We start from the raw sequence: 16,445 nt of genomic DNA on the forward strand, positions 1-16,445 counted from the left end.
AATTTCCCCTTATCATCAGAAATTTATTTGGTAAAACTTGTTGATAGATTTAATAAGAACGAACATTGTTAGAAGCAAGCCTGATCAATTCTTCCACATTGTTTGAGATTGTATTGCAAATAGCATTCAAAGGTAAGTCATTGGGATCAAGCCCAAAAGGTTCTTCAATTTCTGAGCCAATTTGTTCAATACTTAATAGTGTAAAACTTACAAAAGCCATTGCTATACCAGTCCACCAATTCAAAAGGCTAACAATTTCCAAAGGTAATATCAGACAAAAAATTAATAACAGTTGTCTGAGTTTAATAGTATATATCAAAGGCAGTGGCGTTTTTAAAATGCGTTCGCAACCACCTAAAATATCTACTAAATCGTCTACACAGTTATGTAGAGTAGTTAGTTGATAGACATTTAGACCATTCTGGTCATGCTGATACTGCAAGTAATCTCCTATCCAATAAGCAATTTGTAGTGGGGGATGACTAGTATTTTGGAGTTGTAAATATTGTTTTTCAGACATTAAGGATGCTAACTCAGTGTCTAAAGGCACTGATCTGAGATGTAACTTCATTGCAACTGCAAAAGCAGTTACTAACCGAACTATTGCCTCTTTCTCTACTCTATCTTGGGGTGTCTTTTCTTTAACTATTATCCAAATACCACGAGTTAAGTTACGAGATGTATTAACTAAAGCTCCCCATAGTTGACGACCTTCCCAAAATCTATCATGGGCTGTATTCGTCCGAAAAACTAATAGTAATGTAAAACCAATATTAAAACTTAAAACAGCATTAGTCAGAATACTGTTAGAATCTGAAAATGCTATTGGTAATCCTAAATGATAGAAAAATGATATTAAAGTACCATAGAGAGTACAAAAAAGTACCCAAGGAAGAATGATCGAAAGAATTGACCTTTCAAGGCGAAGAGTTACTTGAAGCCAGTTCAATTTTTCGCCTTTGTAAAGATGATACTTTTCTCTTAAAGAGTTTTTAGAATTATTTTGAAAATATTTAAGTTGTTTCATATTGATAAGGTTGACGATTAGATCAATTAGCAAACTAACTTTCTTTTTTAGCCAAGTATATCTTGCTTAAGCAAGATATGTGTAAGACGTAGGTTTCCAAATAGCAAACATCGTGCAACTATCATAAACATAAGTTATAGTTCTAGCATTGAAATTTATTTCTGTGAACCCTCTTTAGGTATGTAAATTGATAATAGTCTTCCAACTCTTCACCATCAACTTGGATTTATTCTTATATTAGTTAAAATTAAAATTCGTGATATCTAACTTATTTGTCAGAGAATTAAGCAAAATATAGATTTTTTCGAGTAAATACTCACTTTTTATCATTGACAGCGCGATCGCACTTGGGTTAATAATTAATGCAGTTTTTTTTGCTGGACAGACCAAAGTTATAGCGGTTATCGGTTGAATAAGGTACAAGAACCCCTCCCCACTGTTTCGTGGAGGGGTTCTTGTACCTTAGAGGATGTTTGAAAAGTATTTGGCTGTGATTTTAGGCACTTTGATCCCCCCTAACCCCCCTTAAAAAGGGAGGAAGCGGAGTCAAAGTCCCCCAATTTATCGGGGGATTTAGGGGGATCTAAAATATTTTGATACCGACAAGAGGACTTTTCAAACAACCTCTTAGATGATTAGGAAACGCTATATAGAAAAAATTAACTCATTCTATTTAAATTATTCTATAACACCTAGAACTGCGACTTATATAAGAAGTCGAGGTGCTGAGACTCTCAATTTTAATTAGTATTTTAAGACTTTTTTAGAGGACAAAACTATGTCGTTAATAGATGATTTAGTTAACAATTATTTAAATACCAAACTTGTCAGTCAGTTTAATAAATATTAACTGCATCTATTATAACTAATTGATATAAACTTTTAATTTTCTCTAAGAGGTTGTTTGAAAAGTGTTTCGCTATGACTTTAGGCACTTTGAGATCCCCCCTAACCCCCCTTAAAAAGGGGGGAACTGGAATCAAAGTCCGCCAATTTATCGGGGGATTTAGGGGGATCTAAAATTTTTGATGCCGACAAGAGGACTTTTCAAACATCCTCTAAGTAATACTATTTCCCCAAATATTGGCAACACATAAATCGGCTGTAGGGCGTACATCTGTACGCCCTACCTATCTATCTGTATCAGCTATTTCGTTAAACGGTATAATTAGGAAAATATGATCGAGAGTGCAACTTAGAGTTTATCATTGCAATATTTGAGTGCGTGCAAGAGTTGCTGACAGAAAAACTTTTACAACTTCTGGCCTGCGTAAATCGATCGCACTTCGCCGTTACGCCGGATGACTGCTTCGCCATTGCTGACTTCTACTAATGTCCAACCGCTTGAGCCGATGCTTTCACCCATATTGATGCGGCGAGTCACGCCATCGATTTTAAACAAAGCGGCAGATTTGTTGCCCAACTCTAGCAATCCCTCTAAGGTATTACTCGGAGTAACTGCGATCGCAGTTGGCGGATATACTTGTTCCTGGGTAATAGTTGGTTCTGACTCTGGTGCGAGTGCAGCACGCAATGCAACTACTGGTAATGCAGGTAGAGGCTTAGGTGTTTGCCGCACGGTAATGGGTGCAGTTCGTCCAGCTACAGGTTTGAGTTCGGCTCGTACAGCCGCAGCTAACATATTGACAGTTACAGGCTTGCCAGCTTGTCGCACTGTATTCAGGGCAGTTTTCACAACATTAGGTTGAGATCGCTGCAATACATTGGCAACTTGTGGTATGAGTATGGGAGTCCCAGGAATTGCTGGAAGGGCATAGCGCATTGGCGACGGCGCTTGATAAACGGGGACGTAGATGCGCTCAACAACGCTTCCAGAACGGTTGGGGGCTGGTGGTATATTGTTAGCTAGAAGTGGAAGTGCTGGTAGATTACCAGTTGCTTGCTCACGACCAAGGGCTATTTGGTTAGTATTTGCCTGACTGGAGAATCCTGGACTGAAAGATTTTTGATTGCTTTTTACCCCTTGCTTATCTATAACTGCCAGTGCTTGGAGCATATAGTCAACTAACTCTGCCTCAATTTCTGGTTTTACGGGCAACTGTGATTGTGGTTGCGGCACTAGAAGCGCTGACTCGGGCAATTTGGTATTTAAAAGATATACGACTCCAGACTGCACCAGGTAGATCATACCAGCGATCGCCACGCCTAAAGTTGTTCCCACAATCAGCAGTTTGCCCAAAGCCAGTCTAGTTTTCTGACGCTTTCTAGTAACTGGTTTAATGGTGGTGGTGTCAAATAGAAGGGTACTCAATTGCTTGTGGTTATCTTGAGCAACTGACTGTACTGCTTGATTCAGGGTGTTCGGTAAGATAATCTGTGGTATTGTAACTGTTTGGAGAGGTACGTATTCTGGAGGCGATTGGTGTTGAGCTTGGGCACAAACCCCAGCAACAGAGTGGCTTGATTTGTTCTGACTACTGTGCCTAACAGTTTGAGAAGGCAGATTACCACTAACATCCAGAATGTAGTCGATATCGGCAAAGAGTTCATCCATTAGGCCATCAGCATAGTTTTCTATCGACCAAGGCTCGTTGGTGATTAAGTCTTCTGATGGTTCTGGTACTATGAGACGGGTGCTGGCTTCTTGTAACATAGACGTTCTGGGTTGTTGCTAGGACGGGGAAACGCCGCCCCTACTGCCTGGAAATTAGGATTATGAGAGGAGGCAGTAGGTAGAGGGCAGTTCTTGCTGGAGGAAAGAAGTATGAATAAAAACTTTAGTTTTGGGTCATTACCCTGTTTAAAAAAAGAATTGTATTGAGACGCGTCTGGCGAGATACAAAGCACAAAGCCGCTCCGCCTCCGGTCTTGCTTCAATCCTATGCAGTTGCGCGTGGGTTACTCCTGCCTCCTGCCTCCTGAATCATGAAACATCCAATCCCCCATCTTATTGAGATGAGTTGATTGAGTGTTGGTATTAAACTCAACTTTCATCTGGGGATTGTTGATGATGCCAGTACTAATGTTTATGTCATCTATCATACCAATCTCCCTCCCTACTACTATACTCAGTCTTTATCAAGTTTGTGTTAAGCTAACGCTGGAAACTGTGACTGGCTCTTAGTTCTACGCAATTCTAGATATAATAATAAGGCATTAATATCCGCTGGGTTTACACCACCTATACGTGCAGCTTGACCAAGGGTGAGTGGTTTTACGTGAGTCAGCTTTTCCCGTGCCTCTTTGGAAAGAGTATCAATTGTTGTGTAGTCTAAATCCCCAGGTAACTGGCGGTGCGCTTGGCGGGCAATTTGGTCAATCTGATTTTGTTGCCTAGCAAGATAGCCAGAATACTTGATGTCAATTTCTGCACCTTCTTTTTCGGCGCGGTTGAGGTTGGGGTTTCCCAGTCCAAACCTGTCGAGGTCAACATAATGGAATCCCGGACGCCGCAGTAAGTCGTTGAGGGTAATTGAACCTTTAATTAATTGCTGGGTATCAGATGCGATCGCTATTCCAATTTCATCATGTTCTTTAACTCGTGTGACTTGCAATCTTTGTTTTTCTGTGGTAATGTTACCCTGTTTTTTGGTAAACATATCCCAGCGGCGATCGTCAATTAAACCAATTTCCCGCCCCAAGGGTGTCAGGCGTTGGTCGGCATTGTCAGAACGCAATAGCAATCGATACTCTGACCTACTGGTAAGCATCCGGTAAGGTTCTCGCAGGTCTTTTGTACACAGGTCATCAACTAGCGTCCCAATGTAACTTTGCTCGCGGGCAAACACAATCATTTCTTGAGAGCGAACAAATCGAGCTGCGTTAATTCCCGCCACCAGCCCTTGGGCTGCGGCTTCTTCATAACCTGTGGTGCCGTTAATCTGCCCAGCACAAAACAGCCCCGCAATCTTCTTAGTCATCAGTGTGGGGTAACACTGAGTTGCTGGTAAATAGTCATATTCCACAGCATAAGCCGGACGCAGCATCACACATTTTTCCAAACCGGGGAGAGTCCGCAACATGTGCAGTTGCAAATTTTCTGGTAAACCTGTAGAAAACCCTTGGATATAAAGTTCGGGTATATCCCTTCCTTCCGGTTCAATAAAGATTTGATGGCTTTCCTTATCGGCAAAGCGGACAATCTTATCTTCAATACTGGGACAATAACGCGGCCCTTTGGCTTCCACCCAACCGCCATAAACTGGCGACAGGTGTAAATTTTCCTGAATTAAGCGATGAGTTTCGGCGGTTGTGCGGGTGATATAGCAAGGCATTTGTTCCCGTTCTACCCACACATCTGGGTCGAAACTGAACCAGCGCACATCTTCATCCCCTGGCTGGATGAGCATTTTACTGTAATCTACCGATCGCTTATCTACCCGTGCGGGAGTTCCAGTTTTAAGTCTGCCGGTTTCAAATCCCAGGCGATTTAGGGTTTGTGTCAATCCTTCAGCTGCAAATTCTCCAGCGCGTCCGGCTGGCATTGATTTGTTACCAACCCAAATTTTGCCTCCCAGGAAGGTGCCAGTTGTCAAGATGACTGCTTTACATTGGAACCCCACACCAAAATAAGTTTCAACGCCGATGACTTCACCGTTAGCGCCCAGAACCAAATCTGTTGTCATACTTTCGCGGATTGTCAAGTTTTCTTGATTCTCGACAATACTTTTCATCACTGCTGCATATTCGCGCTTATCCGTCTGGGCGCGTAATGCCCAAACAGCAGGCCCCCGTGAAGAGTTGAGGATACGTTTTTGCAAATAGGTGCGGTCTGCTACTTTACCAATTTCGCCGCCGAGTGCATCTACCTCATGAGTCAACTGAGATTTGGCCGGGCCACCCACTGCTGGGTTACAAGGTTGCCAAGCGATTCTATCTAAGTTGAGCGTCAATAGCAAGGTACGACAACCGAGGCGTGCAGAGGCGAGAGCTGCTTCGCAACCGGAGTGACCTGCACCGACGACTATGACATCAAAAGCGTCTTGGAATTCAACGGAATTGTGCATGGTCATACTTACAGGATCAGCAAGCTGAGAGTTCTTTTCAATTTTAACTGTTCCAGTGATTTCATGGATGTATCTTTCTGATAAAAAAGTTATCAAATTTACTAGTACTCAATTAAAGGCAATTTTCCATTTTTTAACTTGAGTATTAAGTAAAGAATATAATCTTTTTTAAAATTTATGACAACTTTCCGGTTGGTTGATCACAGCTATTGTTCAGATAGTTAGCTATTAACCTAAATTAATTTTCCCCTGGTATATATTAGATATTTTATCTAACTTCTATAAGTTTATAGTTCAACACCGATGAATTATCTGTGGTTTTAACTGATCAATTTACCAGAAGCTGATTAATTTTATTCTTGAATCAACTAAGCAATTATTTAAAAATGAAACTCACCCTCAGAAATCAAAGAAATATTCCTAGACTTATCAGAAAGACAAGTTTCATCAGTATAGTTATCTTGATGATTTTTGTATTAGTAGCTAGCAATGAGATTACTCACCATAAAGTTGCGATAACTACCCAACCATTAAACGGATGCTTGAGCAATGATTCATTACCTTGTACAGATACCTCTAAAAATACAACATCAGAACCATTTCTTCCCGATCCAAAATTAAATAATCAACAGCGTTTTTTATCTGCGATCGCGAGAAAATTACCCACAATTCCCCAGCCTGGTACTTATGAATATACTTTGCTGCGAAGCTATGGTGCAGTATTCGTAAATCCAGATATTGGGATTAAACTGCCGCAAAAAGATATCTTTGCCAATGAACAAGAAACCCAAGAATTTCAAGCTACTTTAACAATGGGTCATGTTGATGGCACTAACGACTGTTATTTACAAAAATCGGCGGCTGATGCTTTAAATAAAGCGCGAATCCAGCAACAAATTCCGCTAAAATCTGGTTATGGTTCTGGTGATTGTACTCGCACTTTCAACACGAATTTAAGATTTTGGCACAAATATGCTAACGATCGAGTTTTAGCAAAAGTTCAACAAGGTAAAGAAACAAAAATTCTCGGTTTAGTTGCACCTCCCGGAACTTCACAACATCTCTGGGGATTAGCAATTGATTTACGTGTATATAATCAACAACAAAGAAAAGCTCTTAATCAAAATGGTTGGTTTCAAACTGTAGAAAACGATGTTCCACATTGGACTTATGTGGGTTTAGCTGAAGATAATTTACCTCTGTTTGGCTTTAATAAACAAGCTATTCAAGGCATTACTTATTGGATTACGCCACTTTGATTGTTCAATATCATGAAAACTTGGGAATACTAACCTAAAAGATATATTGTCAGGGATTTAGCTATGCCAAATGAAGCTACTAACCAGGAGCAAAACTTCCTAATTGATTTACTAAGAGCGACTTATCAAAATCAGGAAATATATCCAATTCTGCAACATAACTTAAGTAAACTCAACGATAATTTAGCTTTAATGTTGCGAAAATGGGTAAGCGATCGCTTTGCTAAAGAACCTGCTATTGCTATTAATTTAGCTAGAGTAATTATCAAACTGAGTAGCATTATTCAAGAGTTTGAACAAGGGAACCTTGCTAGTAATTTGCAAATTGCGTAGGCGTAGCCCGTCGTAGACATCGCTGGTTATGAAACAGTTCTACCGATTGTTACCCATGAGGCTTTTCCTAAAGAATGGGATATCGTCCAGCAAGCTTTGGTAACAGCTTATCAGCAACACCAGCAAATTCTCTCTAGAACCATTGGTGAACTCCGAGAACAGACTTTCCAAAGTCAGACTCAAATCAATGTATTAACTGAGCAATTGCAAGAACAATTACAACAAGCAAAGCTGCAATTAAATGAATTAAAAACAACAATTACGCAGTTAAAACAGGGAGTAGTAAGTTCCGAGTCAACACAAGAAATAACGTCTTTAATAGCTGAGTTTAAAGAGTTAAAGCAGCGTCAGATTCGTGTAGAGCAGTTTACTACTACAGCTAACATTTCGCCGAATCCTGAGCAATTTAACACAGCTATTTTCTATGATATTGAAAACTTAACAATGGGTAGAAGCAACCCCAACTTAAATTTTTCTCTGAAACAAATTCAAACAAATCTGGAAAACACTACCTTAGTTAATAAAATTGCTATCCAATGCGCTTATGCTGACTGGAGTGATTCTCGATTGAGGCTACTCAAGAATGAGATTCAAGAACTTGGCATTGAAGCAATACAAATTTTTGATTATAGTCACAAACGGAATGCAGCAGACATGCAACTAGCCATTGATGTCATGGAATTAGGCCAGAGTCGTCCTACACTGCAAGTTTTCGTTATTGTCTCAGGTGATGGTGCCTTTGCCGCTTTAGCTAAAAAGCTCCATGAATATGGAAAAACTGTAATTGGATGTGCTTACGAAGTACAAATTAATCGTATTCTAAAATCGGTTTGCGATCGCTTTATACCGATACCTCCTCCCCAAGCAAAAATAGAGGATATTCCAATTAATGAAGTAATTAGTGAGGTTCACTTGAAATTCCCTTTGGCAAAAAGAATTAAAAAAGGTTAAAGGGCAAAGGTAAAAATAAAATTTCATCTTTTTACCTTTGTCTCTTAACCTGATTTAGCGGTTCTCAGTTGAGTGAGATACAAGAACCCCACCCCCAACCCCCTCCCCGCTTGCGAGGAGGGGGCTATGACGTACCTTGTATGATTAGGAAACGCTATTATGCAAGAAATTTAATGCCTTTTTATGGAGAAATAAATCAGACTTTTGCTAGGGCGCAGACAATACGGTTCGGTTAAAGGGGAAAGGTTTTGAATACATCCTTTACCCTTTACCCCAAAACCAATCCCCAGACCACAAGGAAAGTGAAGAATGCTTAACCGAACTGTATTCAGGGCGTAGACGTATAATAGCTTGTCGTCAGACATCGTAACCTAGATGCAATCAAATTTCTCCTCTGGTTTTAGAGGATGTTTGAAAAGTATTTGGCTGCGATTTTAGGCACTTTGATCCCCCCTAACCCCCCTTAAAAAGGGGGGAACCGGAATCAAAGTCCCCCTTTTTTAAGGGGGATTTAGGGGGATCTCAAATGTTTTGATACCGACAAGAGGACTTTTCAAACAACCTCTTAGCAAAATATTAATTAGAAGGTAAATTTAGTATTACTTCACTTCACTGGGTTCAAATTTAGTTACCTTACCTTTCTTAATGGCAACAATCACATCGTAGTGCGAACAGTAAGCGAATGTGACATCATTGGCTTTGTTATAAAGGTTAACTACGTGACCTGCACCACCTAGCTGAATACCGATTGGTTCCAAGTCACCAAAAAAGAAACGACGCAGTTGATCGCCACTACCAATTTGACCCTTACTTTTAGTAAGCAAGTCTAGTTTTTGTGCTACAGACATTTCTTCGGCTGCTGATGCCTGCACTAATAACGGATTGATCGCTTTTAATGGTGCGTCCCAAACTGTGAAAAAACCAACCAAAGCTACACTTGTAAGTAAGGGTGCGAGTTTCATTTGTTACTTCTCTTCTTTGTTTTATCCTGAACATCCCAAGCATCTCAGGTGGCAGTGAGAGCCTATTGAAACTAAGCTACTATTTTCATGAATTTATCCCTTGAGAAAATTTAGTTAATTCTCAGCATTTTCTCAGGTAATCATGGTTACTCAAAGTCACAGGATAATTTAAGTATTTTCTCAACAAAACCTCATTTTGAAGTGCGTGAGGGTAACTTAATATGATGAGCAATGCTTTCATTGCAGTGATGTTATTGTGACTAGACCCAAAAGACCACATCGCCAAATCCATAGAATTTCGGGACAAACATATCTCTGGCTAGCAATGCTAATTTTTGGAGCATCTAGCGCCGTTACTCGGAAGCTAACAGAAATTGGTGCCCAACATCTTATCGACCATCGCAATCCGATTTCTTTGTGTAATGTTTTATTCGTGGGAAACCTTTGCGCCTTGATACTTCTGATCCTAATCTATGGGCGGCAGTGGAACAAAGCTACTTTGAAGCAGATATCAAGGAAGGATTGGGTCAGTCTAACGGCAGTAGCTATTTTATCAGGAGCGTTAGCCCCTGGCTTAATTTTCCAAGCACTGGCACTCACAGGGGTGAACAATGTCATTTTGGTGGGACGCTTGGAACCGCCTCTAACTCTGGCTTTATCAGTCTGGTTATTGAGGGAACGGGTAAATATTTGGGAATTTATCGGTGCGATCGCAGCTTTTGTTGGCGTTATCCTAACTATTATCCTTCAACCTCCAACAGCAACCATGATGAACATGGGAGGTTTTGGTTTAGGCATTGGGGAACTTTTGGCCGCAGCCGGGTCTGTGGCCATAGCCGCTTCTACGATTATTAGCAAGAAACACCTTTCGCAGATTCCTTTGGGAATCTATAGTATTTTTCGGACTGCACTAGGAACTGTAATCTTTTTCCTCATTGCTTTAGTCCTCTATGGCAGGGATCATTTCGCTGATGCTCTCTCACCATTCTTGTGGCAGTGGATGTTTCTCTATGGCGGGTTGATTGTGGTGGTAGGTCAGTCTTTTTGGATTAAAGGCTTGAAAACTTCTACTGTATCTACGGCTTCCCTAGTTAGCTCATTTGGCCCAATTGTGGGGATTCTAGCAGCCTATTTAATTTTGGGTGAAGCCCCTACGCTACCCCAATATATTGGTGGTAGCTTGATTTTAGTAGGTATATTCTTGAGCCAAGTTGGTACCTGGCGTCAGACTTCTAGCATTGCGTCTGGCAAAGTGAGTTCTACTCCAGCACAGCAACAGGTAGAAACTGGTATGGGATTCAAGGGAATTTGAAGCAGGCGGAAGAATTTTAGATTTTAGATTTTGGATTGAACAATCTAAAACCGCAAATCCAAAATTTAAGGGGCAGGGGACATCAGGGAAGAAAGCTTATGTCTTAAGCCTTTGCGTTATTTCTCGCTGCACAGTTATTTTTGCTCTGCCGCACTAGTATGTCAAAATAAAAATACCCGATACATCAAGGTGAGCGATCGCTCCCAAAGCTAGATTAAAGGATTGACCTGAGCAATGGCAGACCAAACCAATCACAATCAAGCGGGAGAAGTAGCTCCCAGCACTGTTGACAAGCAAGCTCCCAGTGTGGCTGAAGAACACGCTCCTAGTACAGACTCACCCGAAGCCACAGACATTCCTACTGCCAACGCCCCAGATCCGAAAGCCGCAAACCCCGAAGATAATCCCAATGCTGCTAAACCAGTTGCTGTACCACCCAAGCGAGAAAAACCCGCCGCCGCAAAAGCCGCAACAGCAGAAAAACCCACAGATGCAGCCGACGCAACAGCAGAAAAACCAGCCGCCGCAGCGAAAGCCGCCAAAAAAGAAAAAGCCCCATCTGTTGAAGATAAGCCATTTGTAGAGTTCATTGAGCAAGACTACTTGCCAGCTTTACAAAAAGCGATCGCTCAACAAGGCGTGCAAGATTTACAGGTGTCTTTTGCCAAGCAGAAGATGCCAATCACTGGCTTTGAATCCGCCGAAGAATGCTGGCAAATTATCGGCAGTTGGTCAGAAATCGGTAGGCGTCAGTTTAACCTCTATTTCCCCGATGAAGATATTCAAGGGAAAAAGGGATTTTCCTGTAATGAAGGCAAAAAACCTAGCACTCTTGAGTCATTCTTAATCGATGAGCGCAAAACTACACTCGATTTGTTGGTATATGGCTTAGTTCAGCGCTTGAGCGGTCAAAAGTGGTTAGGTAGAAATTAGTCATTGGTCATTAGTCATTGGTCATTGGTTTTTAACAAAGGACAAATGACTAATAACAATTAAAGTTCGTGGAAATGGTAGGTAACGGCTCCAGTATTGGGGTCGTTATCAATTTTCACATAACCTGATTTGTACATCTCATTGAGAGTAGCTTCCACTTCAGCAAAGCTAGCTCCCGTAAACTTCACACCTTGAGTGACAGTTAAAATACCACTCTTGCTTTCCGCTGCTTCAATCAGTTTCATCATCAGTTGGTTGCCTGTTGGTCGGTGGACTTGAGAGGCAATCACTGCTGGATTTAAGGGCACACCAAAGGGAGATACACCTGCTTTTAATCTCAGGTTGTGTTCATATTCGTCAACCATACCGGGGATGAGAAGCAAATCCACGGTCTGCCCTATGTAAAACAAACCAAAAGTACACAGCCACAACAAACCCGTCCCTATTTTGCCATTGTATAAGCGGTGTAGCCCTCCCAAACCGAAAAATCCGACTGCACACAAAATGTAAGAGACAAGAAGTCGGTCTTTCTGCTGATTGTTTTCAAGATTCATCTTGTTTTCAACCCTTTGGATTTGCTCTTGTTGTCTAAAATGGGTTTTCCATATTGATTGTAGTAACAACCATAGGAAATTACTGAGATAGCAATGCTTTGAGAATACAAGAGGTGCGTGCTACTCCACTTGATAGAAATAGTGCTGATCCATTTAGTTGACTACCAATCTGCTATTTTGGATTCCGCAAACATTGAATGATTGTTGCAACTCTTAATCTTTTGCTTACAAATTTCTAACCCGCACCTTGGTAGACTGAACTTTATACAATTGGATTATTGTGGACTGTTACAGTTTGCCAGAGCATTACCCTTGGCTTTCTGGTGAGGCAGTCCGGTCTTCTCCCAAAGGGACGAGGCTAGCGCCAGCGGGGTTTCCCCCATAAGGAACTACCGTTAGCATAACGGTAAGGACTGTGCGTAGCGTCACCCGAAGGGTCTACTTAAGATAATAAAGACGAAAGAGAAATCAAGACATGGTAGATTCCCTCAAAAAACCAGGCTTTGAAGAAATCCGGCCAGGGATTAAAGTCCCGGCAAAAGAAACCCTGTTAACACCTCGGTTTTATACTACCGATTTTGATGAAATGGCACGGATGGATATCTCCGTCAATGAAGACGAGTTACAAGCCATTCTCGAAGAGTTCCGCACTGACTACAACCGCCACCACTTTGTGCGCGATGCCGAGTTTGAGCAATCCTGGGATCATATTGACGGGGAAACTCGCAAGTTGTTCGTGGAATTTCTAGAACGTTCTTGTACGGCAGAGTTTTCTGGCTTTTTGCTGTATAAAGAACTTGGCCGTCGCTTGAAAGGCAAAAGCCCTGTCTTGGCAGAGTGTTTTAACCTGATGTCACGGGATGAAGCGCGTCACGCTGGCTTTTTGAACAAAGCTTTGTCGGACTTTAATATGTCCCTAGATTTAGGGTTTTTGACTAAGAGTCGCAGTTATACCTTCTTTAAACCGAAATTCATCTTCTACGCTACTTATCTTTCTGAGAAGATCGGTTATTGGCGCTACATCACCATTTATCGCCATTTAGAAGCACATCCCGAAGACCGGGTTTATCCAATCTTCCGGTTCTTTGAGAACTGGTGTCAGGATGAAAACCGTCATGGCGATTTCTTTGATGCGATCATGAAATCTCAGCCGCAAATGTTGAATGATTGGAAAGCACGGCTGTGGAGTCGGTTCTTCTTATTGTCGGTGTTTGCGACCATGTATCTCAATGACATCCAACGCAAGGACTTTTATGCCACCCTTGGATTGGATGCGCGAGAATACGATATCCATGTAATTAAGAAGACTAACGAAAACGCAGGTAGGGTGTTCCCGCTGATGCTGGATGTAGAGAATCCAGAGTTTTATCAGCGGTTGGATACTTGTATAAGCAATAATGAGAAGCTGGGTGCGATCGCTAACTCCAACACTCCCAAATTCCTGCAATTCTTCCCAAAACTGCCGCTTTACATCTCCAACGGCTGGCAGTTATTACGCCTGTACCTGATGAAACCGATTGATACTATTTCTGCTCAAGGGGTAGTTCGTTAAGTTATAACAGGTTTACGAAAGCTTTAGTGGTTCTGCTGATTGCAGAACCACTTTTTTTGTCCTTACCAGCGAGGTAATTTCCCAAGCAAATTATTACCGATATGTCAACCAATTAGTACTGCGATCGCTAATTTCCTGGTAGGCAAAAATCGGAGATAATTGGTTAGGTGTAGTTTGGTAGTAGATACCTTGAGTTAAGCTGATTTTTCCATTCTGATTACATCTGGAGTGAATGTTTGATGCTTGGCTGCTTCTACCTCATAACATCTGAGAATCAGTGATGTCAGCTTATCGAAATCACTGACAGAGGTATTACCTCTCCCACCTAAAACCATACATGAAACTTTCGCTTCACACGGTTACTCATGTTTTGCTGTTTTGAAATGGAAATCTTTCCTCTTTCTTCTCTGCCAGACGCGCAAGGGACAGACCAATTTGATGCTGAGTCAATGAATTTTACTTTTTACTCAGCATTAGTCAGGTGAGAAAGGTCTTCGTGAGTTTCTACGGATATAACAGAAGCCGACATTAGGATACACTGGCATTTGAATACACCGGAAGTTCATCAGCGACTTAGTTTGTCGCTGCTGGTGACTTCCTTCCTAGTATCCAATCGCTTTTGGCTGTATGAAACTTACTTCAACCTATTGTATGTAAGTCTCCCTCAAGAAGGTTTCTTAGCATCTAAAACGACTCCCACTGTTTTGAGGCTATAGCCTTAGAATATTTACAAGCTTTACTTACGAATTAGCTCTCTCTAGAATAAAGTACCGTTTTTGCTGCGTAAGCTGACATTCTACCTGTTTCTATCCAGATTTGTGTAGCTTATTAACAAATCAGCGGATTCATTAATATTAAGCCTGCTTTACTATTTAGTTTCTTACTGCGACCTATTAGACTGCCTAGTGTGTTCATTTCATTTTGTTCAATAGCTTTTAGCCCTTATCGCTCCCATGCTGACCCATCACCGCAAGCCCGTGTGCTTATCACTTATTTCCACTGACCTACCGATCTGGTCTGTTGTCGAAACTGCCGGCACATTGTATCAAAAAGATACTGATAGATTCCATTTGCTGCTGACCGCACCGCCCCTAATTAGCTGCGAAGTAGAGAGTGTCGTAAGTCCAGAGGACACACTTCCCCAAACTAAGAGCAAAGCTTACGCCCCTAACAGTCCCAGAATTTTGTGGCTGGAGATTTCCCCTTACCGAGTCATCATGACTATGCAAGGTAACGCTCAAGTGAGTTACCGTCACTTTTGGGAACAGGGCGTTTATGGCATTAGTCGCTATTGGTTGCCAACAGAGTCATTGCAACCTAACGATCCGATTCGTTTACGAAATTTTACTCGTAGCCTAACTCTCAATGGATATCCCTTGCCAGAGCATTTGCGTCTGGAATATGAATTGTGGGCAGAAAAAGTTCAATTAGGATGCTACATACTGAATTTGGAAATTAAACACTGATAGGCGTGGGGAGTAGGGAGTGGGGATGAGGGAGAAATCAATTCAAAATTCAAAATTCAAAAACTTCTGCCTCCTCTTTCCCAATGCCCAATGCCCGATCCCTTTTAACCAAAATAACTGGGTTGGTTTCCAGGTTTCCATTTAATATTGCAACCAACACTCGGCTTTTGCTCACTCGTAACAGGTTGACCCGCTAGCACTGCTTCAATGGCTGCGCGTAAATCTCCACCTGTTACGGGTTTATCATTACTGGGGCGACTATCATCTAATTGTCCCCGATAAACAAGCTGGCGATCGCCATCAAATACAAAAAAATCTGGTGTGCAAGCTGCTGTGTAAGCCTTCGCCGTTTCCTGGCTCTCGTCGTAGCATAAGGTAAAATTTAAGCCTTGTTCTGTAGCAAATGCTTGTAACGACTCTGGCGCATCATCTGGGTAATTCTTTGCATCATTAGCACTAATGCCAACGATCGCTAAATCACTTGTAAAATAATCTTTTCCTAACTGCACTAATTCTTTTTGGATGTGCTTCACAAAAGGGCAATGCCGACAAATAAACATTACTAAGAGTGCTTTTTTATCTGCAAAGGTAGAAAGTGAAGTTGCCTTTCCAGATACTACTTCCGGTAGATTAAAATCTGGCGCTTTAGTGCCTAGTGGCAACATAGTTGAAGTAGTTAAAGCCATAGTTCACCCAATATTTTTACGCTGATAACTAACGGCTTTTGTTATCAGTATATTTTCACTCTAGCACTAAGTTTTCCATAAAATAAGAGACGGTAAATTTACCGTCTCTTACATTTGTTGAGAGTTATGTTAAAAAAATTAGTTTTTACAGATTTGCCAAAACACCAACAATACCGTGTCCTGTGAATACTTCTAATGCTATCAAAGAGACAAAACCAATCATTGCTAAACGACCATTGAGCATTTCTGCATAGGGAGTGAAACCAGTGCGATCGCCTTGCTCATCTATATAAACCTTTGGCTCGATCGCAAAGTTGTTCAGTTTGCCTTGGTCGTCAATTATAGCAGTGTTTGTACGCATGGATTTTTCCCTGTCTTCTCTTTATGTAAACAACTGTAACAAACTCGTTAATATTTGTAAAGTATCTTCATCTACTCAAGCA

Annotated in this window: 16 protein-coding genes; 7 read left to right on the plus strand and 9 right to left on the minus strand. The window is 41.3% G+C overall.

Translation table 11 applies throughout. The features are described from left to right. Positions 1-49 precede the first annotated feature (49 nt). The 3 genes from V7K62_RS03115 to mnmG form a co-directional block, all read right to left on the minus strand. Entirely contained in the window at positions 50-1,027 is a 978-nt protein-coding gene (locus V7K62_RS03115; protein ID WP_334861592.1) for a bestrophin family protein, read from the minus strand. Between the two features lie 1,252 nt (positions 1,028-2,279). Continuing rightward, positions 2,280-3,641, minus strand: a complete 1,362-nt coding sequence (locus V7K62_RS03120) for a hypothetical protein (protein WP_334861594.1) — start codon at positions 3,639-3,641, stop codon at positions 2,280-2,282. Between the two features lie 436 nt (positions 3,642-4,077). Beyond that, a complete protein-coding gene (gene mnmG / locus V7K62_RS03125; protein ID WP_334861655.1) occupies positions 4,078-6,000 on the minus strand; it encodes a tRNA uridine-5-carboxymethylaminomethyl(34) synthesis enzyme MnmG in 1,923 nt (640 codons plus the stop codon). A gap of 380 nt (positions 6,001-6,380) precedes the next feature. On the opposite strand from mnmG, the gene V7K62_RS03130 reads away from it, so the two are divergent. The 3 genes from V7K62_RS03130 to V7K62_RS03140 all read left to right on the plus strand — a co-directional run bounded on the left by V7K62_RS03130 (position 6,381) and on the right by V7K62_RS03140 (position 8,537). Beyond that, entirely contained in the window at positions 6,381-7,253 is an 873-nt protein-coding gene (locus tag V7K62_RS03130; RefSeq protein WP_334861596.1) for a D-alanyl-D-alanine carboxypeptidase family protein, read from the plus strand. A 63-nt stretch (positions 7,254-7,316) separates the two neighbouring features. After that, positions 7,317-7,586, plus strand: a complete 270-nt coding sequence (locus tag V7K62_RS03135) for a hypothetical protein (protein ID WP_334861598.1) — start codon at positions 7,317-7,319, stop codon at positions 7,584-7,586. A 96-nt stretch (positions 7,587-7,682) separates the two neighbouring features. Beyond that, positions 7,683-8,537 carry an NYN domain-containing protein gene (locus V7K62_RS03140; protein ID WP_334861600.1) on the plus strand — a complete coding sequence of 285 codons (855 nt, stop codon included), beginning with the start codon at positions 7,683-7,685 and terminating at the stop codon, positions 8,535-8,537. Positions 8,538-9,136: 599 nt separating this feature from the next. Here V7K62_RS03140 and V7K62_RS03145 read toward each other — a convergent pair. Next, on the minus strand, positions 9,137-9,499 hold the full coding sequence (locus tag V7K62_RS03145) for a hypothetical protein (RefSeq protein ID WP_334861602.1): 363 nt from the start codon (positions 9,497-9,499) through the stop codon (positions 9,137-9,139). A gap of 256 nt (positions 9,500-9,755) precedes the next feature. Between V7K62_RS03145 and V7K62_RS03150 the strand changes: the two genes are divergently transcribed. Both V7K62_RS03150 and V7K62_RS03155 read left to right on the plus strand, forming a co-directional pair. Continuing rightward, a complete protein-coding gene (locus V7K62_RS03150; RefSeq protein WP_334861604.1) occupies positions 9,756-10,811 on the plus strand; it encodes a DMT family transporter in 1,056 nt (351 codons plus the stop codon). Between the two features lie 234 nt (positions 10,812-11,045). Then, positions 11,046-11,744 carry a DUF2996 domain-containing protein gene (locus tag V7K62_RS03155; protein ID WP_334861605.1) on the plus strand — a complete coding sequence of 233 codons (699 nt, stop codon included), beginning with the start codon at positions 11,046-11,048 and terminating at the stop codon, positions 11,742-11,744. A gap of 59 nt (positions 11,745-11,803) precedes the next feature. Here V7K62_RS03155 and V7K62_RS03160 read toward each other — a convergent pair whose 3' ends face one another. Continuing rightward, positions 11,804-12,298 carry a TM2 domain-containing protein gene (locus V7K62_RS03160; protein ID WP_334861607.1) on the minus strand — a complete coding sequence of 165 codons (495 nt, stop codon included), beginning with the start codon at positions 12,296-12,298 and terminating at the stop codon, positions 11,804-11,806. Between the two features lie 306 nt (positions 12,299-12,604). Continuing rightward, entirely contained in the window at positions 12,605-12,727 is a 123-nt protein-coding gene (locus V7K62_RS03165) for a hypothetical protein (protein WP_334861609.1), read from the minus strand. A 46-nt stretch (positions 12,728-12,773) separates the two neighbouring features. Here V7K62_RS03165 and acsF point away from each other — a divergent pair, with 46 nt between their 5' ends. Then, the gene (acsF, locus tag V7K62_RS03170) at positions 12,774-13,850 is read left to right on the plus strand and encodes a magnesium-protoporphyrin IX monomethyl ester (oxidative) cyclase (protein WP_334861611.1); all 1,077 of its coding nucleotides are present in this window, start codon (positions 12,774-12,776) and stop codon (positions 13,848-13,850) included. A 194-nt stretch (positions 13,851-14,044) separates the two neighbouring features. Here acsF and V7K62_RS03175 read toward each other — a convergent pair whose 3' ends face one another. Beyond that, positions 14,045-14,185: a hypothetical protein gene (locus V7K62_RS03175; protein ID WP_334861613.1), complete on the minus strand. Its 141-nt coding sequence runs from the start codon at positions 14,183-14,185 to the stop codon at positions 14,045-14,047. A 618-nt stretch (positions 14,186-14,803) separates the two neighbouring features. On the opposite strand from V7K62_RS03175, the gene V7K62_RS03180 reads away from it, so the two are divergent. Continuing rightward, positions 14,804-15,316, plus strand: a complete 513-nt coding sequence (locus V7K62_RS03180; protein WP_334861615.1) for a hypothetical protein — start codon at positions 14,804-14,806, stop codon at positions 15,314-15,316. A 104-nt stretch (positions 15,317-15,420) separates the two neighbouring features. Here V7K62_RS03180 and V7K62_RS03185 read toward each other — a convergent pair whose 3' ends face one another. Continuing rightward, positions 15,421-16,002 carry a thioredoxin family protein gene (locus V7K62_RS03185; RefSeq protein ID WP_334861617.1) on the minus strand — a complete coding sequence of 194 codons (582 nt, stop codon included), beginning with the start codon at positions 16,000-16,002 and terminating at the stop codon, positions 15,421-15,423. Positions 16,003-16,147: 145 nt separating this feature from the next. Next, complete coding sequence (locus tag V7K62_RS03190; protein WP_334861619.1) at positions 16,148-16,363, minus strand: chlorophyll a/b-binding protein; 216 nt, start codon at positions 16,361-16,363, stop codon at positions 16,148-16,150. Positions 16,364-16,445: the final 82 nt, after the last annotated feature.

The organism is Nostoc sp. (genome assembly GCF_036917935.1).
Lineage (GTDB): Bacteria > Cyanobacteriota > Cyanobacteriia > Cyanobacteriales > Nostocaceae > Nostoc.